Origin of the sequence: Bacteroides cellulosilyticus DSM 14838, assembly GCF_000158035.1 — a bacterium.
Lineage (GTDB): Bacteria > Bacteroidota > Bacteroidia > Bacteroidales > Bacteroidaceae > Bacteroides > Bacteroides cellulosilyticus.
This window is the reverse complement of the sequence record NZ_EQ973490.1, coordinates 1,599,924-1,623,389: the sequence shown is the minus strand read 5'-3', so window position 1 is coordinate 1,623,389 and position 23,466 is coordinate 1,599,924. Positions and strand designations below refer to the sequence as shown.

The 23,466-nt window shown below is 44.5% G+C and carries 17 protein-coding genes and 2 pseudogenes; 11 read left to right on the top strand and 8 right to left on the bottom strand.

The window, feature by feature from the left end:
- From BACCELL_RS10500 to BACCELL_RS10485, 4 genes are all read left to right on the top strand, one after another.
- Positions 1–1,109 (top strand): TonB-dependent receptor domain-containing protein (locus BACCELL_RS10500; RefSeq protein WP_007211742.1); only part of this gene is annotated, 1,109 nt, incomplete at its 5' end.
- A gap of 22 nt (positions 1,110–1,131) precedes the next feature.
- Entirely contained in the window at positions 1,132–2,757 is a 1,626-nt protein-coding gene (locus BACCELL_RS10495) for a RagB/SusD family nutrient uptake outer membrane protein (RefSeq protein ID WP_007211741.1), read from the top strand.
- Between the two features lie 113 nt (positions 2,758–2,870).
- Positions 2,871–5,144, top strand: a complete 2,274-nt coding sequence (locus tag BACCELL_RS10490) for a GH92 family glycosyl hydrolase (RefSeq protein WP_007211740.1) — start codon at positions 2,871–2,873, stop codon at positions 5,142–5,144.
- Positions 5,141–5,701 carry a hypothetical protein gene (locus BACCELL_RS10485; protein WP_149949374.1) on the top strand — a complete coding sequence of 187 codons (561 nt, stop codon included), beginning with the start codon at positions 5,141–5,143 and terminating at the stop codon, positions 5,699–5,701. Before BACCELL_RS10490 ends, BACCELL_RS10485 begins: the two co-directional genes overlap by 4 nt.
- Positions 5,702–5,811: 110 nt before the next feature.
- Here the strand turns inward: BACCELL_RS10485 and BACCELL_RS27360 are convergent.
- Positions 5,812–6,027 (bottom strand): annotated as a pseudogene (locus BACCELL_RS27360) (helix-turn-helix transcriptional regulator); the annotation flags it as partial.
- A gap of 170 nt (positions 6,028–6,197) precedes the next feature.
- On the opposite strand from BACCELL_RS27360, the gene tnpA reads away from it, so the two are divergent.
- The 3 genes from tnpA (at position 6,198) to tnpC (ending at position 8,668) form a co-directional block, all read left to right on the top strand.
- Complete coding sequence (tnpA, locus tag BACCELL_RS10475; RefSeq protein WP_007211738.1) at positions 6,198–6,551, top strand: IS66 family insertion sequence element accessory protein TnpA; 354 nt, start codon at positions 6,198–6,200, stop codon at positions 6,549–6,551.
- 3 nt (positions 6,552–6,554) lie between these two features.
- Positions 6,555–6,935 carry an IS66 family insertion sequence element accessory protein TnpB gene (gene tnpB, locus BACCELL_RS10470; protein WP_007211737.1) on the top strand — a complete coding sequence of 127 codons (381 nt, stop codon included), beginning with the start codon at positions 6,555–6,557 and terminating at the stop codon, positions 6,933–6,935.
- Between the two features lie 65 nt (positions 6,936–7,000).
- Positions 7,001–8,668, top strand: coding sequence for an IS66 family transposase (gene tnpC / locus BACCELL_RS10465; protein ID WP_044153588.1), 1,668 nt, complete (start codon positions 7,001–7,003; stop codon positions 8,666–8,668).
- A gap of 173 nt (positions 8,669–8,841) precedes the next feature.
- On the opposite strand, the gene BACCELL_RS10460 is transcribed toward tnpC, so the two are convergent.
- The 6 genes from BACCELL_RS10460 to mnmA all read right to left on the bottom strand — a co-directional run bounded on the left by BACCELL_RS10460 (position 8,842) and on the right by mnmA (position 18,899).
- Positions 8,842–9,723 carry a DUF3078 domain-containing protein gene (locus BACCELL_RS10460; protein ID WP_007211735.1) on the bottom strand — a complete coding sequence of 294 codons (882 nt, stop codon included), beginning with the start codon at positions 9,721–9,723 and terminating at the stop codon, positions 8,842–8,844.
- Between the two features lie 201 nt (positions 9,724–9,924).
- Entirely contained in the window at positions 9,925–11,478 is a 1,554-nt protein-coding gene (locus BACCELL_RS10455) for a RagB/SusD family nutrient uptake outer membrane protein (RefSeq protein WP_007211734.1), read from the bottom strand.
- Positions 11,479–11,490: 12 nt separating this feature from the next.
- Positions 11,491–14,454 carry a SusC/RagA family TonB-linked outer membrane protein gene (locus tag BACCELL_RS10450; RefSeq protein WP_007211733.1) on the bottom strand — a complete coding sequence of 988 codons (2,964 nt, stop codon included), beginning with the start codon at positions 14,452–14,454 and terminating at the stop codon, positions 11,491–11,493.
- Between the two features lie 23 nt (positions 14,455–14,477).
- A complete protein-coding gene (locus BACCELL_RS10445) occupies positions 14,478–15,929 on the bottom strand; it encodes a sulfatase family protein (RefSeq protein WP_007218752.1) in 1,452 nt (483 codons plus the stop codon).
- Positions 15,930–16,113: 184 nt separating this feature from the next.
- The gene (locus BACCELL_RS10440) at positions 16,114–17,826 is read right to left on the bottom strand and encodes a DUF6377 domain-containing protein (protein WP_007218753.1); all 1,713 of its coding nucleotides are present in this window, start codon (positions 17,824–17,826) and stop codon (positions 16,114–16,116) included.
- A 20-nt stretch (positions 17,827–17,846) separates the two neighbouring features.
- Positions 17,847–18,899 carry a tRNA 2-thiouridine(34) synthase MnmA gene (mnmA, locus tag BACCELL_RS10435; protein ID WP_007211730.1) on the bottom strand — a complete coding sequence of 351 codons (1,053 nt, stop codon included), beginning with the start codon at positions 18,897–18,899 and terminating at the stop codon, positions 17,847–17,849.
- A 72-nt stretch (positions 18,900–18,971) separates the two neighbouring features.
- Between mnmA and BACCELL_RS26495 the strand changes: the two are divergent.
- The 4 genes and pseudogenes from BACCELL_RS26495 to BACCELL_RS10415 form a co-directional block, all read left to right on the top strand.
- Positions 18,972–19,163 (top strand): annotated as a pseudogene (locus BACCELL_RS26495) (HAD family hydrolase); the annotation flags it as partial.
- Positions 19,164–19,494: 331 nt separating this feature from the next.
- On the top strand, positions 19,495–19,797 hold the full coding sequence (locus BACCELL_RS10425) for a MutS N-terminal domain-containing protein (RefSeq protein WP_007218755.1): 303 nt from the start codon (positions 19,495–19,497) through the stop codon (positions 19,795–19,797).
- Complete coding sequence (locus BACCELL_RS10420; RefSeq protein ID WP_007211727.1) at positions 19,790–20,119, top strand: hypothetical protein; 330 nt, start codon at positions 19,790–19,792, stop codon at positions 20,117–20,119. Before BACCELL_RS10425 ends, BACCELL_RS10420 begins: the two co-directional genes overlap by 8 nt.
- Entirely contained in the window at positions 20,119–20,598 is a 480-nt protein-coding gene (locus tag BACCELL_RS10415; protein WP_007211726.1) for a hypothetical protein, read from the top strand. Before BACCELL_RS10420 ends, BACCELL_RS10415 begins: the two co-directional genes overlap by 1 nt.
- Positions 20,599–22,364: 1,766 nt before the next feature.
- Here BACCELL_RS10415 and BACCELL_RS10410 read toward each other — a convergent pair.
- Entirely contained in the window at positions 22,365–23,459 is a 1,095-nt protein-coding gene (locus tag BACCELL_RS10410) for a hypothetical protein (RefSeq protein ID WP_007211724.1), read from the bottom strand.
- Positions 23,460–23,466 lie beyond the last annotated feature (7 nt).

The window sequence follows — 23,466 nt, the reverse complement described above, 5'->3', positions numbered from 1 at the left end:
ACGCCTATACCGCACAGCAAACTTACGGTGCATCGGGTTGGTTCACTTACGTGGATCCCGTCACAGGATCATCCTCCAGCTACCGTACACTGGCCGCTACCAAAAATGCTAATCCAGACCTGAAATGGGAGCGTACAGGCATGTTCAACGTCGGTATTGACTTCGGATTCTTCAACAACCGACTGACCGGTACCATCGAATACTACGACAAGCGCACAAAAGATCTGATCTTTGATTATACAGTTTCTACCAACCGTTATCCTTACGGCACAATGACTGCGAACGTAGGTGAGATTAGCAACAAAGGTATCGAACTGACTATCAACGCCACCCCTGTAGTAACAAGAAACTTTACCTGGAGCACTACTTTGAACATTTCACACAACAAAAATAACGTGGAATCGCTGTCTAATGATACTTACTCAGTAAATTACAAAGACTATGGCAACCCGGATTTGGGAGGTTATGCCACCACTAACGTGCAACGCCTGATGCCTGGTAGTCCTGTAGGACAGTTCTACCTTTGGGAATGGGCAGGATACAACGAGGCAGGCGGTTCCGTCTTCAACGACTATGACGAAGACGGCAATCTGGTAGGCACCACCGATTCTCCTAACGACGGCGACCGTCGCAAGGCTGGTTCCGCACAACCCAAAGTAACCTTCGGGTGGAACAATACTCTCAACTACAAGAATTGGTCACTGACCGCCTTCTTTCAGGGCATTGCAGGAAACAAGATTTTCAATGCCACACGTGCTTTCTACAATAACGTAACTCTGCTCAATACAGGTAAGAATATCTTAAGCGAAGTGGCTACCATGCAAAAGGCTACCGATACACGTGCACAAGCTCCTTCCGACCGTTATATCGAGAATGGATCTTATCTGCGTCTAGCCTCTTTATCATTGGGCTACGATTTCGGTAAACTGGGCGACTGGGTAAACAGTCTGAAAATTTATGCTACCTGCAACAATGTGTTTACATTGACCGGCTACAAGGGTGTCGATCCTGAAATCAATCTTGGCGGTTTACAGCCGGGTATCGACTGGCGTAATACCACTTACCCCCGTACCCGCACCTTTATGTTTGGTGTAAATATTAACTTCTAATCTCTTAAAAGAAGACATAAATATGAAAACAAGATACATTATTTCCAGTGCCCTGATGGCACTTGCAACCGTCGGTTGCACTGACCTGGACGTGGACATCAAATCGGTCTATACGGAATATCCCACTGATTCGGAAATTGCTATAGAAGCTAGAATCAGTAATGCTTATTTCGCCTTCCGCGATGCCATTGGCCGTCGCTACGATGAAGGTATCTCATGCAACTCTGATGAATATACAGCAGTCAGCTTTGGTGGTGACTACTTAAATGACCGCGACATGGCAAACTTCTCACTTCACAGTGTAGATCAGGATGCCTGCAAAAACCAATTAAACGTTTATAGCGAAATTCAAGGTGGTATAACTAAATGTAACCAAATTCTCATGGATTTGGGAGACGAAAATGTATCGGTTTCCGCCCCTGTACGTGCAGCGCGTGCTTTCTATACTTTTTTGCTGATGGACAATTGGGGTGACACCCCCATCATTGACTATCGATTACTGGGAGCAGATGGAATAGTAGACCGTTCTCCACGTGCCGATGTAGCCCGTTGGATTGAGACCGAACTGCTGGAAGTGCGCGATGACTGCCCTACGGAAGTATCTTCCGAAACCTACGGCACACCCACCCGTTGGATGGTAGACGCTCTTCTTGCCAAGCTATACATCAATTGGAATGTCTATACGCAAGATGTCACCAGTGCCAGTTGGTCATCTACCGCTACCAATGAAAAGCTGAATGATTGTGTTGCAGCGTGTGATGATGTAATTAAATCCGGTTTGTTTGATTTGAGCGACGATTACAAAAAGAAGTTCATGTATGACAACGGCCCACATATCAAAGATTTCATCTATGCAATGCCATTCGATGCTATTACCCAGACAGGCATGACGTACGCCCGTTTCCGCACTTGGCGTCAAGGACAGAAAGATAACGGCTTTTACTCTGTTCCATTGGCTTCTTCCGTAGGTGGCAACATGGCACTAACTCCAGAATATGCAGAATTATTCTGTCTGCCGGGCGACCGCCGCAACGATGTGATTGCCGGTGATGCGAATGCAGAGACATTTGATGTTTATCAGTACGACGCCACAACTGGTGAAAAGACGAATGTACGCAACACTTATCAGGGCACTCCTGTCGTTTTCACCAAAAAGATTACACTGGCTACACAAGATGGAGACCTCAATACAGGTAAAAATCTAACCGGATGGGTTCAAGGGTATAAATCCATCAAATTCTTCCCCAACGTAGAAGAAGTGAATGCCCATAGCCGCAACCAGAGTAACGACATACCTATCTTCCGCTATGCAGATATTTTATTGATGAAGTGCGAAGCCATCGTTCGTGGTGCATCCGCCACCAACGGAGACACCCCTCAAAGCTTATTTAATCAGATTCGTTCGTATGTAAATGCTCCCACGATATCTTCCACCCCATCATTGCAGGATATCCTCGATGAACGTGGACGTGAATTCCTGGATGAACACTGGCGTCGCAACGACCTGATTCGTTTCGGTGACTTCGAACGCGAATGGGGCTTCAAGTATTTGAACCCGAATGCCAATGCTTTGACCAACCGCTTGTTACCGTTAAGTCGTGACATTTTGAATGTCAACACCAATTGGAAACAAAATAACGGATATTAAGTAATTGTTTTCTTTTAGAGTTTCTAAAACCTAAAGCCCCGCATTGCAACTGATACACCCAAATTAGTCAGTTGCAGTGCCTGGCTTTTTCATTCAAACAAAAACTTCTACCAATGAAAACCAAACTAATCACACTATCCTTCCTATTGTTATTCTCAACAAATACTTTTGCACAAGATACCGGACTTACCAATTACGTCGATCCGCGTATCGGTTCCGAGGGACTGGGCCGTGTCTTCATCGGTCCTTCCTGCCCCTACGGAATGGTGAAACCCTCACCGGACTGTACCCCACGTCCCAACAGCGGCTGGTTGCCCATGCCCGAACAGGTGGACGGCTTCTCCCAAGTACACGTTAGCGGAACAGGTGGCGGCCCCAAATACGGAAACATCCTTGTAATGCCTTTCTGCAACGGAATGGACCGCATCAATCACATCGACCATCGCAAGGACGAAACAATAAAATTAGGATATTACTCCACCCAATTCCAGTCTTCCGGCATACAAACAGAAATTACCACCGCCCCCAAAGCATCGTTCTATCGGTTCACCTACCCCAAAGACTCCCTGAAATCACTGGCCATCGATGCCGGATTCTTCTTAGGTGAAAGCCCCGTACCCGATGCCCGCGAAGCTCAGCAATTCGTAGGTTCCGAAATACAAATCGTCTCCGACCATGAAGTCATCGGCTACACCCGTATTCGCGGCGGATGGAACAATGGCCGTGCCTATACAGTCTACTTTTACGCAGAAACCGACAAGCCTTTCGTAAATACAGCTACCTGGAAAAGCGATAAGATCACAGATGAGAAGTTCCAATACGACTCACATCAAAAGACCGGAGCCCTGTTGCGCTTCAACTCTTCTGAAGACGTTATACAACTGAAAGTAGGTATCTCCTTCCTCAGCTCACTGAAAGCACGTCAGAATGCCCATACTGACATTCCTCACTGGTCATTCGAAACTGTACACAAACAGTTACTGGCCCAATGGGAAGATTTACTCCAAAGAATTGAAATCTCTCCCCGCACCCCCGAAGCACAGAAACGTATGTTCTACACCGGCCTCTATCATACCATGATTATGCCTGTAGACCGCAGTGGAGAGAATCCTCTCTGGGCAGATGACGAACCTTATTACGATGACTTCTACGCCATCTGGGACACTTACCGCACTTCTACTCCACTCATCACCCTGATAGACCCGAAACGTGAAACAGACATCGTCCGTTCACTTATCAACATCTACAAACGAGACGGCTACATGCCCGACGCCCGTAGCGGTAACAGCAATGGTCGTACCCAAGGCGGTTCGAATGCTGAAATCGTAATAGCCGATGCTTTCGTAAAAGGTCTGGAAGGAATAGACTATGAACTCGGTCTGCAAGCCATGCTGAAAGATGCAACCGTCTGCCCCGGCGACCGCCATGAAGCGGAAGGGCGTGGCGGACTGATCCCCTATCTGGAACTCGGCTATATCCCCTACGGCATCCCCCGCGCCGGAAACCGCACCGTAGAATATTCTTATTGTGACTATGCCATCGCCCTGGTTGCCAAAGGTCTGGGAAAAGAGGCTCTTTACCAACACTACCTAAAACAATCCGGAAATTGGAAGAATCTCTGGCGTGACGATTATGAACATGCCGGTGCCAAAGGCTTTATCCTGCCCCGTGATGAAAAGGGCAATTGGCTGGATGAAATCACTTTCGGAAAATCCAAGATACAAAAACCGACTTTTACCTATACCCCCGTCACCTTTGAAGGCCCTTGGTACACTCCCTGGTGGGACATGTTCTTCTATGAAGCTTCTTCGTGGGAGTATTCTCTGAGTATTCCGCACGATGTTCCCGGACTGATTGAGAAATGCGGCGGTGCAGAGAAGTTTGAAACACGTCTGGATATTTTCTTCGACAAGGGCTTCTTCAATGTAAACAATGAACCGTCTTTCCTCTCCCCCTGTCTTTATCATTGGTTGGGAAAGCCCTACCGGAGCAGCGACCGTATCCGTGAAATCATCTCCAAGAACTACAACGATGGTCCTGTCGGACTACCGGGAAATGACGACTCGGGTGCCATGTCGTCCTGGCTTGCTTTCCACATGATGGGATTATATCCCAATGCCGGACAAGATTATTATCTTATCAACACTCCTTTATTGGAAGAAACAATCTTCCGGTTGGATAACGGAAGGACTTTCCGGATTTCCACCCAGGGGCTTTCGGACAAGAACAGATACATACAATCCGTCACACTGAACGGAGCGGCTTACCCTTACTCAGCTATACGGCATAAAGACATCATTGCCGGTGGTGAACTAATCCTGAAGATGGGAAAGAAACCAAGTGAATGGGGGCAGCAATTATTGTTGAACGAAGAAAACAAGAAATGATGAAGAAACATATAATTCTATCCGCCTTATTGTGCCTGGGCTTCACCGGAAGCCTGTTGGCACAGAGCATTGTACCCGATACACTGCTATTTGTATTCAAACTGCACGGACAGACACGGAAGTACGAAATGTCTTTCCGCGAAAAGCAGGATTCAATCTGTCTGTATTGGGGAATAGAACGCAACCTGAAATGGCAATCGGGAAGTTATACCATGGGACCTAAGTCCATAGAGCAGGCCGTACAGCTCAGTTTCCTGCAACCGGAAGACGGTAAGCACGTACAGCTCTCTCCGGAGGAAACGGTTTACTTCCTTTCCCGCTCCGCCTATAAACAGCTGAAGGAACAGAATACACTTGTATACAATCAGACAACATACTCCGTTCTGGATAGTAATGAGAGAGCTTTGGGTTATCCACTCATGCATGTGAAAGATACTGTGGAAGGATGCGAAATGTGGATACTGGATAATCCAAAACTTTCGTTAGTATGGAGAATGCGCAACAACCCGTTAGGGATTAACTGGGAAATAAGTACTCCTAAATTACCTTCCCTATAAAAGACTTTATTTATCACATAATCCCCTCATATAGAAGGTGGCATCTTTCGTTACAAAAGATGCCACCTTCTATCAACAAGCTTTCAGAATTCGTCATCCACTCCATCCAGTCAGCTACGTGAAAGGTTCTGTATATAAATATCCAGACTATCTGTAGCAGATAAAGCCAATTTAATCTTAATACGTTGTTTAGCCTTCAACACAGATCGGGGAGTTATATTAAAAAGGATCGAAATTGTTTTATTGCCCAATCGGGCACGAACTAAATAGCACAATTTCAACTCCCGAATATTCAATTGATAAGAAACCAAGTCTTCTGACAAACACCTGCACTCCATTCTCTATATGAAACACCTGTTCTTCCTCTCCTCTAGTCAGACAATGCAGATGAAACAACGCCCCTTTCGGCATATTATTATGTGTAAGCAATCGCTAATCCCCCTTTCTATTTTGTCTTGTCATCTTTTATCTTTGCCCCATAATAAATCCATAACTTATGAAACAAAAGAACTTAACTTTAGATACCTTTAAAAAGATCTATGCGGAATGGCAAGCCAGCGATACCACGATCCGTGAGTTCTGCCGCACCATCTGTTTTGACGAGGACAAGTTTTACTTCTGGAAAAAGAAGCTGCTTGACAGCCGGAATGCCTCTTCTGCCGGTTTCATACCGGTGAGCATGAGCCAGCGCAACGGTAAGATATCCATCTCCTCCCCGTCTGCAGCCCGGACATCTCCTCAGGATTGTAGCCCTCTTTGTGAAATCGTTTATCAGAACGGTGTTGTCATACGTATAAACCGTGAGATGACACTTGACATGCTCCGTTCCCTAATCCTTTTATGCCAGTAGCCTATGTTCAGTCTAAATGATTCCAACAGATTCTATCTGTACCCGTATCCTACCGATATGAGAAAAAGCTTCTATTCGTTGAGTGGTATCGTCACCAGCCAGATGGGAATGCATGTTCAAGATGGCAGCGCCTACATTTTTATAAACAAGGGGCTTACCGGCATGAAAATACTGCATGCCGAGTTTGGCGGGCTGGTCATATACCATATGAAACTTGAGCGTGGCATGCTCGCGCTGCCTCATATTGCCGCTGACGACCCTTCCCCTTCCCGGGAAATCAACTGGTCGGACCTGATCATGATGGTGCGGGGCCTTTCTTCCGGGGATGTAAGGAAACGTTCCAGATGGGAACCGGAAAAAACGCTCCTGAATCCGTATAAATAGCGCCTTTCTCTTGCCCGTTCCCTCTGTTTTTTGTATCTTTATATCCGAAATAAAGAACAGAAAACATGCCGGAAAGCTCCATCGAACCATCCCTTGTCAGCCGGTTGTTGCTTGACCGTGACGCCGAGTACAGACGTGCCAACGCTGCCGAACAGCTTGTGGAGGAGTTGTCGGATGCCCGGGTGCTCAAGGAGAAATACGAGCGCTTGATCTCCGAGAAGAAGAGGGACATCGAAGAGAAAAGACGTATCATCGAGGAAAAGAACGAATATATCCTCCGGCTGGAACAGAAGCTGCTTTACCTGGAGCGCAAAATGTGGGGGGCGATGTCTGAAAAGCGCCGCGTCCCCGATGACCCCAACCAGCTCCGTCTGGATTTTGAAAAGACCGATATGTCCGAAGAGGAGGCAAATACAGTCAGAAAGGCTCTTGAGGAGATAGACAGATACAGGAGCACCCGTACAGCCAAGGCGCGTGAGAAAAGAATCCCCGTGCGCCGGAAGCTGCCGGCAGAACTGCGCCATGTGGAGGAACATGTATATCCGGAAGGCTATATCGGTCATGAGGATGAATGGATACTCTTCAGCGACACGGAGACTTCCGAGCATCTGGAGCTGCAACCGGCCGAACTGTACGTCCGTGTCACCATCCGTCATAAAGGTATAAGAAAAGCGGACAAACTGATACGTACCGCACCCGTACAGGACGAGCCCATAGCCAAAAGCTATGCGAGCGCCTCCCTGCTGACAGACCTGATGGTGGGGAAATATGTCGACCACCTTCCTTTCTACCGCCAGATCCAGATGTTCAAACGTCTGGGCTTCAGCATACCTGCCGCCACAATAGAGGGATGGTTCCATGATGTCGCCGACCTGATGAGACCCGCCTACTTCCGGCTCAAGGAACTGGTACTGGCTTCCGATTATGTACAGTCCGACGAGACGACGGTCCCTATAATCAACAGTGAGAAACACCGGACGGTCAAAGGATATCTCTGGCTGGTCAGGGATGTGATGAACGGCCTGGTGTTCTTCTTTTACAATGAAGGGACACGGAGTGCGAAGGTGGTCCTGCAGCTCTTCAAGGACTTCCACGGGGCCATACAGACTGACGGTTATCCCGGCTACGGTATCCTGGAGAAACTTGAGGGAATCATAACCATATGCTGCTGGGCACATTGTAGGCGGTACTTTGACAGGGCGTTGTACAATGACAAGGCGAGGGCTGAGTACGCCCTGGCCCAGATAGGCATAGTATATGATGTGGAGGACATGGCCGACAGCCAGGAGATGGACCATGAACAGAGATGCGGATTGAGAAAACGTCTTGCGTATCCCGTTATCAGGGCTTTTGAAAAGTGGTGTATCACTGAATATCCGAAAGTGCTTCCCAAAAGTCCCATAGGCAAGGCCATCAACTACTTCCTGACCTACTCACGACAGCTGGCCCGGTATACAATCGACGGGCGGTACAAACCGGACAGTAACCTCATTGAGAATAGTGTAAGACCCGTAGCTTTGGGAAGAAAGAACTATCTCTTCTGCGGCAATCATGATGCGGCAGAGGATGCGGCGGTCATATACTCACTGATGGGATGCTGCAAAGTTGCCGGAGTGGACTTCAAAAAGTGGACGCTCCACTTCCTCAACCACATACATGAATATGACAATGACTACACAAAAGATCTAGCCGAATTGCTGCCTCATAATCTGAAAGAGCTGAAACTTCTTTAAAAGTGTAGGGAGAAATACCGGGATATCATTAAAAATCCGCAAGAATCAACCGGAAAACCGGAACTTTTTGCAGGAACGGCAAAGAAATCATCGTTTTTTTGCCGGATAACCACAGAAACTTCACACGGGATTAGCCAAATGCTTACGTTATTTCAACAGTGCTTTATAAAAGTTTAGAAATTATATGCCAATCCGATACCCAGTATCTCTTTAAATTGCACTTTAGGGCCTTTCTTAACACCCTCATTATCAAACGTTTTCACATCATTATCATATTTCAACGCTGTACTTATGGTAGCTGACAGTACCTTGTTAATCTTCATACTAATGAGCATATCCCAATTAATATCGATATTCCCGAAATCTTTGCTATAGGGTGTAAAAAAATCAGCAGTGGTAATCAGATTCACATTCTCCATCAAAGGCAACTCTGCACGGGCCTTGACAAATGCACCCGCCTCAATCTTGAAATGATCTCCCGGATCAACACCAAATGCTCCCAGATCAGAAAGATAGTCATCACAGACAAAAGTCATTTTTGTGGAAACAGGTGAGAGGAGCAGAGAATAATTGCTCTTCGGACGCCACTCCATACCCAAAGCTATATTGGAATAAGCCGGAGCAAAGAAGTTAGAAATCTGATGTTCCTTGTCCGGATAGTTATACCCTTTGGCAAATTGGGTATTCAAATCTCCCATAAGCGTATAGAACCATACATTATCAGTAGAATAGCCCAACTGGGTTGAAATTCCGATTTTGTCTGAACTTTTCCTAACTCCTTGTGATTTTGTCTTGGACAATCCATAATCCAATACTACATTAGAGACCCACAACCAATTTCCTTTCTTATGGGTCAATGAAGCGTTCAAATAAGCATTTCCGGCAATAGAATTCTCACCTCCCGCCGACCAGTTGGACATGGCCGTCTGCGACATGTTGAGTCCTGTCACACCTTTCAATACCCAAGCACCTTCCTGATACCCTTTATCATCCGCCTGGGCATAAGCTATCGTTGTCAAAATAGTAAACACTACTATAGCATATATACGTTTCATATTTTCGTTCGTTTTAAAAGTTTCACATAAAAAGACGTCTTGCCCTTTTAACAACAATTACTGCTCTTATGTTCAAAAGGAAATAAAAAACTGTTGCGAAATGTGATACAGAAATCCCCCTATTTCACCTCGTCATATCTATCGGGCAAGGTAAAATAAAGGGATTCTTCTCAAGGATATTTCAATCTATAAATATTCTGATCAATATCCCGGATTCTGTTTCAGATTAGGATTCTGATCCAATACAGACTGGGAAATAGGCAACTTATAATAATTCCTATTGAAAAGATTGCCCAACTTCGCACGACCTTCATCACGGTCCGGAAGGGAATTCATCACCTCTTCCACCTTACCCCAACGCACAAGGTCATACCAACGCTGTCCTTCCAGCGCCAACTCAAGCCGACGCTCCTTCATCAATGCTTCAAAAGCCGCTTCTCTGCTGGAAGTTACAGATGAAGGCAAATCTGCCAGTCCTGCACGGTGCCTTATCTGGTTAATGATATCAACCGCATCACCTACACTACCATTCCCCAAGAGTAAAGCCTCCGCCTTCAATAACAAGACATCAGCATAACGGTATTTTATAACTGTGGAATAAGAAGAGCGAATCTTGTACATAAACGGATAATGCTCTCTCGGATAGTGATTATCCCAGTTCGTCTGATAATACACCACAGTTTCGTTCAGGCGTTCCTTGTCTCCTGCTTCCTCAAAGGCTGCCAGCAAGTCTCTGGATGGGGTAATCCACTTGGCATAAGTGAACTGTTTGTCCCAGTCATCCAGAAAACGTCCTAAAATATTAGGCAGCCATGTACCACTTCCGGGAAAATACTGTGCTTCCAAAATGGACTCCACCGTATTTCTATATTTAGCCTCTATTGCCGGATTAGCCGGACCTGGAGGCAATGTTTCATCCTGCATCTTCACACCGAACAGATCGTTAAACTTATCCGCCAGACGGAAACCGTCCGCCGCCACTTCATCGCAATACTTAATGACCTTCGTATAATCCCTCAAAGGTTCCTCAGCATAAACCTTCGCCAACAGAGTACGTGCCACTGACTTACTGAAACGTGTCTTGTCTTCCGGGTTATTATCCGGTGCAGCAGAAATAGCCTCCAACAAATCTTTCTCAATTTGCCGGTAAACTTCCTCTTCCGTATTCTGTGCAGGAAAATATGCCGGATATACCTCCTCTATAGTTTCTGAAGTAATGTCACCCGCTTCTGTAATAACGATAGGTATCCTACCCCAATTACGTACCATATCAAAATAAATCATGGCTCTGAAAATCTTGGCCTGGGCTTTATAGGATTCCCGTTCCTGTACAGTCAAGGAAGCATCGGTCACGGCATCAATATTACAAATCAACTTATTAGCACGTGCAATATCCTCCATAAAACGATTCCACCCACGCTGTAAAGGAGCAATTGTACTTGGAATGGTATTACTTTCAAAATACTGCGGAGCACCCGAGCGTGTGCCTGCATAAGCATTATCAGAATGCGTATCTCCAATCAGGAACATATCCTGATACCAATGTTCCTGCCTGTCACGCATCTGATCATAAAGAGTCTGCAAATGGGCTTCCACGGCAGCCTTATCCTTAAAGACAACACCCTTATCTTCTTCCTTCTGTACCCCCTCCGTCACATCCGAGTACATATCTACCGGATCATAATCCAGTGAGCATGAAGCTGTGGTAAATATCAAACCGCCTGCCAATAATCTGAGAATAGATATATGTTTCATAATACGTTTTATTTAAAATTCAATATTAACACCAAAAACAAACGATTTGCTGTGAGGATAAGAGCCCCAATCAATGCCTTGAACACCACCGTCATTCCCCCATTCATTAACCTCCGGATCCATACCTTTATAACCGGTAATAGTCAACAAATTATTTGCCGTAAAATAAGGTTGTAAGCGGGTTACTCCCCAGCGTTTCAACAGTTTCCCAGTAAAATTATAAGAAAAAGTCAAGTTCTTCAGGCGCAAATAACTGCCATCCTCCACAAAATAGGAAGAGTTCTTGATAGCAAACCCTGCCTTCGGTACATCTGTAATCTGTCCCGGCTCTTTCCATCTTTTCAATACTCGTGTGGCCTGGTTTTTACCATCAAACATAGCTTCCGTTTCGATACGTGAAGCATTATATACGTCATTTCCTTGTGATCCCTGAATAAAAAAGCTCAGATTGAAATTCTTCCAGGAGAGAGTATTCGTCATACCGTATGTAAAATCCGGGTTAGGATCACCTATATAAGTACGGTCCAAAGCAGAAATAATACCGTCATCATTCACATCCCTGTACATCAGTTCACCGGTTTGCGGATCAACGCCATCACTGATATATCCATAAAAACCACCCAACGGACGCCCTGGTTCGTTACGTACAACGTATTCTTTCAAGATATCACTGCTGAGTTGTGCTCCTGAATAAATCTTCTGTAGTTCCAGCTTCTCTAACCGATTTCTGTTAAAGGATATATTGAAGTCTGTATTCCATGTAAAAGCACCTCTGAAGTTCTGTGTACTAATGGAAAATTCAAAGCCCTTGTTAGTCATCTCGCCTTCATTGCGTACTATGTTGTTGGCAGCGGCAGCACCCGCAGGCAATGAAACGTACATCAGCATATCAGTAGTCCGCTTATAATAATAGTCCATCGTAAGATTGACACGATTATTGAACATCGTAAGATCCAGACCGATATCCGTTTGCGAAGTTGTTTCCCAAGTCAGATCCGAAGTACGCAGATTGGCTTGCGTAATGGTAGGAACAGCATTTTCATTACCCTCCTTGAACCACTCCTGACGGGTAACATTGTACTTTTGTAGAAAAGCATAATCACCTACACCGGACTGATTGCCGGTCTGTCCCCAACTGACACGGATTTTCATATCGTCCAGCCAGTCCAGTCCACTCATAAACTTTTCAGAAGATATACGCCACGCAGCCGATATGGAAGGAAACGTCCCCCAACGATGGTCCGGATGCAACTTGGACGAACCATCTCTGCGCACATTGGCAGTCACCATATATTTACCGTCATAATTATAGGACAAACGTCCGAAGTAAGACATGATACCCCATTCAGATGCTCCCGTACCGGTATTGTTCCAAGCTATCTTGTTGGCTACATTCAGAGTGATAATATCCGAGTTACGGAAATGAGAACCATTGATCCAGCTATTCTTATAATTGGAAGCAGTCCATGAAGTACCTGCCATTCCCTCCACATTATGCTTGTCAAATACTTTCTGGTAGGTCAATACATTATCGAAAACAATTACCGTATTCATATTCCGGTTGTCTGATGCATTTCCCCATTCATCAATACCTTCAATATGTACAGGTGGAGTAAAAGTCGTCTTCAAGTAATTTCTGCGGTCTAATGTAAAAGAACTCTTTAGTGAAAGTTCCGGCAAAAAAGTAATGGTAGCATTTCCAGAAGCAATCAGACGTGTCTCCTGTGCCTTGTTGTTCTTTCCATTTTCCATAGCCTCCACCGGATTGACAAGGTTCATGCCATAGAAATCACGGTTATAATAATTGTTTTCCTCATTCCATACCGGTACGCTCGTAGGAAGATTGATGACAGCCAGTACCACACCACCACGATTAGCCCCCATACCGGTAGTAATACCATTCTTGGAATTATCAGAGTAAGAGATGTTTGCTCCTACTTTCAACCAGTCACGTACTTTGTTTTCCAAGTTTGCACGGAAATTGTATCTGCGGAAAAAAGCAGCCTTTAAAACTCCCTGCTCATCCAGATAACCGGCAGACAGGTAATATTTAAATTTTTCGTTTCCATTGGACACTGATACCTGGTAATTCTGGGTCAACCCTGTCTGGTAGACCTCATCATGCCAATCGGTAATATCAGCAGTACCCGGATTAAGAATGGCTCCTATCTCTTCCTGCAATTCTTTATATTGGACTGCATTTAAGGATTCAATCTTATTGGCTACTGAATTGATGCCTATCTGGGCATTCAACGCTACCTTTGCCTTACCTGTCTCTCCTGCCTTGGTGGTAATCATAATCACGCCGTTTGCTGCACGGGAACCGTAGATAGCTGCTGAAGAAGCGTCTTTCAAAATCTGCATGCTGGCAATGTCATTAGGTGAGAGAAAATTAATATTATCCACAGCTACTCCATCCACAACATACAGCGGATCATTACTTCCATTGAAAGAAGTAGTACCACGCACACGGATAGACATATCAGCCCCCGGCGTACCACTGGGCTGCATCACATAAACACCAGCCGCCTTTCCCTGCAAAGCCTGTGCAGCCGACACGATAGGCCGCTCATCAAGATCTTTCGTAGAAACACTTGAAATAGCAGTCGTCACATCCTTACGTTTCTGCGTTCCGTAGCCGATAACAACAACCTCCTCCAACAACTCTCCATCCTCTTTCATACGAATAGTCAAGTCACTTTGCTGTCCCACTTTTACCTCCTCCGTCTGATAACCCATATAACTGAATACCAATACAGCATCAGCGGAAGATACATTTACCTGGAACTTGCCGTCCATATCGGTAATACCTCCAGTAGCCGTCCCCTTCACTTGCACGGAAACACCAATCATGTTTTCATCCGTTGCGTTATCAAGTACTCGCCCCGTAACTATTCTTTGCTGCCCATAAGCATCAAGGGCAAACAGCTGTGCCAACATCATCAGCAACAACATCCATAAATTTACTTTTTTCATGTGTATTAATTTAAGTTCAACAGTTATTGTACGTTTATAAATCCGTCTGTTTCCGTACTTTTATCTTTTAAACCTCCAGCCTTAGCCTGCTCCTTGGCCTCTTGGCGCTGCTTGCGCAAATACTTGGAAGCATCATTACCAGTCATAACCAGGCCGGGAGGAATCTCTCCGAAATTTCTGGTGTACTCCTGCAATTTTTGCAACATTTCTTTGGCTTTACCGGGATATTTACGATACAAGTTGTAACGTTCACCTATATCTTCACGAAGATTGAAAAGTAATGTATCATGCTCCGCAGTCGAAGCTCTCCAGAAATTTCCTTTAATACCAGGGGCAGGAAGAGAGATTTTCCAGTCGCCGGAACGGTAATCGGTTATATCACGATTGTTACGGAAATAGGCATAGTCTTCACTGGCACGTTTACCGGTTCCATTCAGTACAGCAGTCAAATCATAGCCATCCAAACGTACATCGGGCAGAATACCTCCGCTAAGAGCAGTCACAGTAGGAAACCAGTCAAGCAGACTCACCACATCCGTATTTACCACCGGCTTAATCTGCCCTTTCCAATAAGCGATGCAAGGCACACGTACTCCACCTTCAAAGGCAGTGGTCTTACCTTCACGCAAAGGCAAAGCCCTGCCTCCCAATGGCCCTTCCTGTAACCACGGACCGTTATCACTGGTAAACACTACCAGCGTATTGTCATCTAATCCCAACTCCCGAAGTGTTTCCATTATCCTCCCTACACTCCAATCCACTTCCAATACAGCATCACCATAGATACCTGCACCGGATTTACCGGCAAACTCGTCGGAAACGTAGATAGGAACATGCATCATGCTATGTGCCAAGAAGAGAAAAAAAGGCTGATCCGCTTTTCTACGGATATAATCGACTGCTTCCTCCGTATATTTCTTGGTTACATTGTTGATATCAATATGAAACTCCTCCACCTCATTCCCCCGCAGATACACTTGGGCACTCATGTCATTACTGTACGGTATGCCAAAGTATTCGTCGAAACCTTGCTGTAAAGGCAGATATTTTTCACGGCTTCCCAAATGCCACTTCCCAATACAGGCAGTTGCATACCCCTGCACTTTGAGAACTTCTGCCATAGTCACTTCCTCCGGTGCCATACCCGTATAGCTGTCTGGATAGAACACTCCTTGAATACCCATACGTGCCGGATAGCGTCCCGTCAGAAAACCTGCACGGGAAGGACTTGAAATCGGTGACGCGGCATAACAGTCCGTAAACTTGATACCCTCTGCTGCCAATGCATCTATATTCGGAGTAGTCCACCTGGTTTCACCATAGCAGCTGACATCCGAATAGCCCATATCGTCCATATAGATAAAGACGAAGTTAGGTTTTTCACTCTTGGTAGGAGTGGCCTCTGTACAAGAAACTCCGACAGTTCCCAACAAACCTCCCCAAACCAGATTCAGATAGTTTTTCATGTCTCTCATAATGATTATTTTTGGATGAAGCAAAAGTAGAAGGAAAAGGGAACCGTATTCCGGCAATGAGATTAAAATGAGGTAAAATGAAATTTCTATACCACGCAAACGAATGATCAACAGATAATTGCCCATTCTTCACATATAGAAAGAATGAGATTAGAAAGAAAGAAAAAGAAGACAAAAAGGCTGTCTATTCCATAGAAAGCATACCGATTTTCATAATCAACGATTCAAAAGAGTCTTTGGAAACAATTGCCTTATTCTTGACTTTAGAGCGTATATTATAAATCGTGTTTATGGAATAACGGAGCATCCGGGCAATGGTTGCACTATCATTGAACCCCAGTCTTATCAAGGCAAAAACCCGCAATTCGGAGGTCAACATTTTCCGTTCTTTCTGCTTGTCAGTCAGAACCACCCGGTTCTCTTCAGCCATAAGTTTATTATATTCTTCGATGAAATGGGGAAATATGGAAAGAAATGCCTCATCAAAGTTAGCATAAAACTCTTCCAACTCTTCATCATCCGTACCGGCATACAGGGTCATACGCAAAGCATCCTCTACCTTACCTTTTCTCAAGGCCTTGTTTACTTCCAGCCTAAACTTTTGGTTCTTCCCTATGTACTCGGAACTTAATCTGATAAAGTGCGCCACATAATTTTCCTTGATATAGTTATTCTCCACTAACTCGTTATTGACTTCATTCAGATGAGTATTTGCATCCGCCAATTTATGGCTTAATACATTCAGACTATCATTAGACTCCTGCAACTTACGATGCATACGAGAGAGCTTGTTCTTCTGTACCACCACGACAATCAATATGCCCACACAGAAAAACAGCAGCAGAAAGATAACCACTACCTTGGTACGCAAGCTCATTATATAACTCTGGTTTTTCTTTTCATAAGCCTGAGTCACTACAGGCAAAGTCTTGGCTATCTGCAAACTGCGCAAATTGGCATTGTAGAAATACACATCCTCCATACATATCTGTATATAGCTTGCCGCCCTTGACACCTCATCCCAGTCGTACAAGGTACGGGCTATGCGGTGCAGTGAAGCATGATCCTTGATACAATGTTTCATATCTTCTATAGCAGAATTCATCATTGCCTCAAAGAATCCTGTCATATCTCCCATCATATTTTTCACATCACCGATATTATACCAGACAGCGGCATATTCCCGGTCACCGGGCGTCAGCATTGCCAGGCGGTTCTCAGAGAGCTTCAGAGCTTCAGTAAACTTCTTTTCATCCATATATTTCTGAATATGAACATCATAATAGATAGTAGAGCCGCTATCTACCACTGCAAACAAAGAATCCTGATATACTTTTGCCAAAGGAGCAAATACCCGCTCAGCAAGTACCTTGTCTTTAGAGATATACGCCTTCTGACGATAGATGAGATTATAAGCCCGATAGTAAAGATCAAGCAATTCATCGTTAACATCTGCCCTCTTAATAGAATCCATCAATACCAGAGCTTCCAGATACATTCCCGATTTGGCAAGATAGACTGCCAATGACATTTCTGATTCCAATGTCTTCTCATGGTCTTTCAACTGTCTGGAAAGCCGAATGTTTTCGTAAATATAATATATCAGCGAATCACAAATATAGCCCCGGTACAACTGTTGTATCTCTTTATTCAGTTCATATCTTTTGGGAGAAGATGCGGGAAGACTGCCCAATTTCTTCTTAGCGGCTTTGATCTCCTGCTCCTTTTCCGCCTGGAACCGGGGGCGGAGTGCAATAAGACTATCGAGGGTCATCAATGGCTTTCGATAAAAAGAAATGGGAGACTGTTGCCCGGTACATCCTGCCAAGCACATAACAAACAAAACTAAAGAAAACAAACTGCACAAACAGATGGAAGTATAGAAAGTATGCCTCATATCGTAGTATTATTTAAAGATCATATAATAATTCCGCCGCCCAACAACAAGCCGTCCTCCGCATAAAAAGCCGCCGCCTGCCCTGCAGCAATGGATTCCAAAGGCTCTGTCAACTGGACATGCAACAAATCGCCGGCAGCAAGCGTCACTCTGCAATGGTTTGCCTGCTTGCGGTAACGTATTTTCACGATGACCTCCTTTGCCTGCAACACACGACTCTCCTCCACTAAGTTCCATCCTTTCAACCACATCTCCTGTTTATATAAGGATGCTAAAGGAGCAAGCACCACCTCATTTCTCTCTACTGAGATCTCCTTGACAAATACAGCCCTGTTCATCTGGATACCCAGCCCTCTACGCTGCCCTATCGTATAAAAAGGATACCCTTCATGCCACCCTAAAAAACAACCGTTTTCATCGATGAATTTCCCCTTATTGGGCAGTTTTTGGGCACCTGCCTCACGTCGCAGAAAAGAACGATAGTCCCGCGGACAGAAGCATACGCCGATACTGTCTTTCTTTGTTGCCACCCCATGAAATCCACGAGCCGCTGCAAAGGCACGTGCTTCCACCTTTGTAATGTCCCCCATAGGTAGCAGCATACGCTGTATGATATCCTGCTTCAAGCCCCACAGGAAAAAAGTCTGGTCCTTATCCCTGTCTGCCGCAGGAGCCATATAATACTTTCCGCCTTGTAGAATTTTGCGCACATAGTGTCCGGTAGAAATCCAATAAATACCCTTTTCATCGGCAATTTTAGCCAAAAGTGTCCATTTCAGCTCGTTGTTGCAAAGAGTACAAGGCACAGGGGTATGTCCTGCCAGGTATTCATCTATAAAGTAACGGATAATACGCGAACGAAACATCTCACGGGCATCATAGGTAATATGTTCTATTCCCAGCCTCGAAGCCAAGGCACGGGCATCATCCAGATATTCCGTCGCTCCATCCTTCTCGTAGAAACGGAATGTCACACCGGTGACTTCATAACCTGCATCCTGCAATCTCATGGCAGCAACGGAACTGTCCGTACCACCGCTCATCCCCAATAATACACGTTCTTTTGACTTCATGCTACAAAAATAATGTTTCATCCTGAGAAAACTCTATCTTTGTCCCTTTCAAAAATAATATATTTCAAAGCAATGAGACAAGACTATCGCCTGCTCGTCCTCGATTTGGACGGAACCTTGACCAACTCGAAGAAAGAAATTTCACCGCGCAATCTCCGTACCTTGTTGCACCTGCAACAAAGCGGTGTACGATTGGTATTGGCCTCAGGCCGCCCCACCTACGGCATCGCTCCTTTGGCGGAACAGTTAAAGATGAAAGATTACATTACAGTGGAGTGCACGCGGCGACAAGATGCAGGAAGCCATAGGCTCGATGGACAATGCCGTTTCCTCGATAGAGAAGGCCCGGCAGTCCCTCGGCGCCGCCGCCCGGTAAAAAGGCCGGGGCGCCTTCATGGCCGCGACATACCGGTATCAGCAGAAAGGAGGTGAGTATGAAAACGTAGAATAGCAGGAAGAAAATGTTTTTTATGCCGTAAATATCATATATTTGCGTGTGGCAACGCCCGTATATGTTATTCGGGCAAAATACCGGGTATTGAATTACATGGGAGCACGCCCGGTGTTTGGGTGTCATATAAAACCTCGTATATTTATGAAAAAAGAGTCTTTAATCGAACAATGTTACAAGCGGATGAAAGAGAGGCATGGAACGGATGCCCTGGTATTCTTCCATGTAGACGAATCCTACGAGGCGTATTACGACGATGCCCGGACACTTACCCGGACAACCGGCGTGCCGTCATTCAATATCACCGCCGCGCGGATTCCTGCCGTCAGGATTCCCGAGGCGGACATGGAAGCATGTCGTAACCGGCTGCTGGATGCTGGCTACACGGTCTGCGTGTCCGATGTCCGGGGAGCATCCGGCCGCCACATGATGAGAATGGATGAGTAAATTCTGGAGAAAAGCCGATGAACTCGTGTTCGTCGCGGCGGCGATAGGCCCCTGGGCATTTATCGTCGCCGTTGTCATTATCGTGGGTCTGGTAAAGGGCTGCATACCCGACAGTATCGAAACGATGGACAACAGCATAAACAAATCAAGGGAGATAATCGGGCACGTGCAGGTCAGGGACAGCACGGGTAACGGGTTCAGGGTGGTTTACGTGACCCGCGACCCGGTGACGGAGGAACGATACCGGGAGATCCGTTCGCGGCGGCATATCCGCGAGGGGTTCGAACGGTTACCTATAAAATATATACACCTGATTATGTAATGGCTATTCCTGGCAACAACAATCAATTTCTTGGGTGGTATGACAAGAGTGGTAAACTCATATCTACTCGTAATTATCTTGATGATAGGGAAGTTGATGATTATCGTCAACAACATATATATGCTTCATTTAGTGGAGAAGCAAATCCTGATGGTGCTCCTTCACAAGTAACCATCAGATTATCTTCCAGTACCGGTGGTGCTACGGGAGGAAAAGGGAAAATAGGATTCAGCTCCGGAAGTTTGTCGTACACATCGCAAACGAAGACTGTAAAATATGGTGAAGAGGTAACTATCTATGCTGAAGGAGATGAAATCGTAGGTGATTATAGTGTAACCCATTATTATTGTATAGGGTTCTATCTAGATTCTGGAGCGGCCATCAAAACTTTCTCTGATACAAATCGCCTGCATAGTTATACTTTTACAGCAACGAAAGATATGGATATATCGGCGGACTGGAAAAAGTATGATTATTAAATAAGTATATTTCCCTATACGTAATTCATAAGAAACAAGGCTGTTCCATAAATGAGTTCAGCCTTGTTCCCTTTTGAAATTAATTATTAATTTGCAGTGACCAAAACCTCTGTTGTTGTACTGCTAACCGTACTTGGATATGAGGAACCTGACAGTCCAGACGGATATGAGTCTGAAACATTTATAAATGTCATAGGGAGTTTACTACTTGAAATCAAGATACTGGCTTCATGTTTTTGCCCTGGAGCAATACCTCCTCCATGATTAACCTTATATACAGAACCATCAGCACAAGAATAGGCATGATTTATTGATTGTATCGATACCGAGCTATTGTTTTGTATAGTGAATTTTATCGTAACTTTAGTGTCAATTACAGTGAATTTAGCTGTTAAAGTTCTGTTAGAATAGCAAGATGTAGTTGAGCAGTCGCTTACTATTATGTTACATCCATTATTCTCCAACTTAGTAATGACTAAAAAATAACTTGGTACAGATTATACTGGTTTTATTAGGTAACACTTAAAAAACAACTTGGGACGGATGAACTCGGGACTATAAAGTTATTCAAGAGTTTCGCAAGCAGCCTGAAAGGTTACATGCAAAACTTGAGTAAAGTTACTTTCTTACTTTGTCAGGACATACTTTTATTTTCATTTTTATCTTTCAGTTCTTCAGCCTATTCCCGAATCGCCTCATTTATAAGCTTTACGGCTGAAACCTCCGCTGAATGAGCTGAACCATCCCGGAATCACTCAGTGATGCGACCGATATGTCAATATGTCAAATTGATAATTCTAACGTGCGAGAATGCTTTCTTTCAGCACTGTCGGAGGGGAAGAAGTGAAAAGCGCAAGGAGAACGTTTAGTAAAAACGTACAGTGATTGCTGTCTGCAAGAAAAAGAATCACTATGATCTTTTTATCTACCGATCCGCTTTAAATAGTCTTTATGATTAACAGTATTACTGCAAAATGAAACTTGCCGGATGGTTGGGGCTCGTGTTCAGATAGAACAGAATAAACCGGTTTTGGAGAAGGCTACACCCTTTCATCCGGATGGTGTCACCCTTTTTGCAGGATAGCTACACCCTTTTGGGCAAAAGGTGTAGCCATTTTGCAAATTACATAGTTAGTTGTGCGCAATTACATTATTAGTTATACCTTATTACATGGTTAGTTATGCTCAATTACATGGTTAGTTCGAGGCAAACAGATGGTCTGTTTCAAGGAAAATGAGGATTCATTGAGCCAGAAGAGCCTGTTTGCATCAAACACATGTTAGCGGAATGCACATAATAATATCTTTATGCTTGCAGAATGAAAATATTAGCATCATTATTATTATTCTATTAAGTCCGTTCGTTACACACTTACGAAACTCTTAAGTCGTTCATCAACAATAGGCGTGACCCACCTATATATCGGACCTGTTGGGTCTATAGATCGGACGTGTCGCATCTATAGATCCAACGTGCCGCATCTATAGATCCAATGGCACCCATATATAGATACTAGAAGAACCGGCTGAAAGACTGAAACTAAAAATCCTGTAATTATAGTTTGCCAGTATATGCATTTGACGGAATTCAGCCATTTGATGTTGACACAAATCTAAAAACTTATGACAAACAAAGACCCATTGATGAATCTCTATCATCAAAACAAATTTCCCATTCAACCGGATCAGAATCCGGGTTGAATGGGAAATATATTCTTTAGATTTCGTTTCCTATTCTATCACAAGAAGAGTAGCAGAATTACTGATTACTCCCACCAATTGATATTGCCGTTTTCCACTGCTGCCTGGAAATTCGGATACTTGATTTCAATGTTCTGCCGTTCATCAGTCCACTCACAGGTAGTCGGACAGCACAGTTTCCCTGGAGCTTTCCCCACTTCTGCCGGCAATATCACATCATTCACGCGAACGGGTATATCTTTTATATCGTTATATCTGTTCTTTAGTCGGAATATTACCGGAGCTTTTGCCTGCTTGTCATAAGTATTCACCATTGTGGATTGAGAAACGCCAAACAGTTCGTGTACTTCATTGTCTTCAATATACAAAGGCATTGTACCACCGGCTGCCTGTAAGGTCACCACAGTTGCACCATTCACGGTTACGGCATCAAATACAACATCATTGAAATCGAAATCTCCACCAGATATTGTAAGATCTTCCGCCATGATTCTTTGGGCTTTTATATATTTAGCCGGAACAATTCGTACGATCCAATCGCTATAATCTCCATCCGGTGGAGTGTTTTGATTCATATAGCACTCAAAATCAAGTCCAACATAATAATCTCCTTCATAGAATATTATTATATGTTCATCATATCTGGTGCCTCCTTCGCCCTTATAGCTGAATGAACTTGTACCGCTGTCATACATAAACATGATACTTCCGGCTGATTTATTGAAATTGTAAACCTCATCCGGAGTCCCATTCTTCTCCTTATGTACAGCCAATTGATTCATATTGTCCTTATTTCCATAGTAGACATGCTGAACAAAGAAATCCGACCAATTCACACTCTCTATAACAGTGGCCTTTGAAGGATCTTTGAAAAGCTCTACAATTTTGTTTATTTTCTCAGAAGTAAGATCATCACTTGAGGGAACTTCCACGAAGTCCTTCCATTGATTGCTATTAGGATTGGAACTACGTGTTGTTGTCCCTCCAAATCCCCAATTCTGATTAGAAGCAATTGCTCCATACTTTCCTACAAAAGCTGCTTCATACTGAGCAAGCTTTACATCTCCTGCTTTGTCCGGATCGTATAGACTATCGGAACTACAAGAATACAAGGCGCCTACAATGACACTTAAAAGTCCCAACTTAAGAATTCTATTCATACGCTTC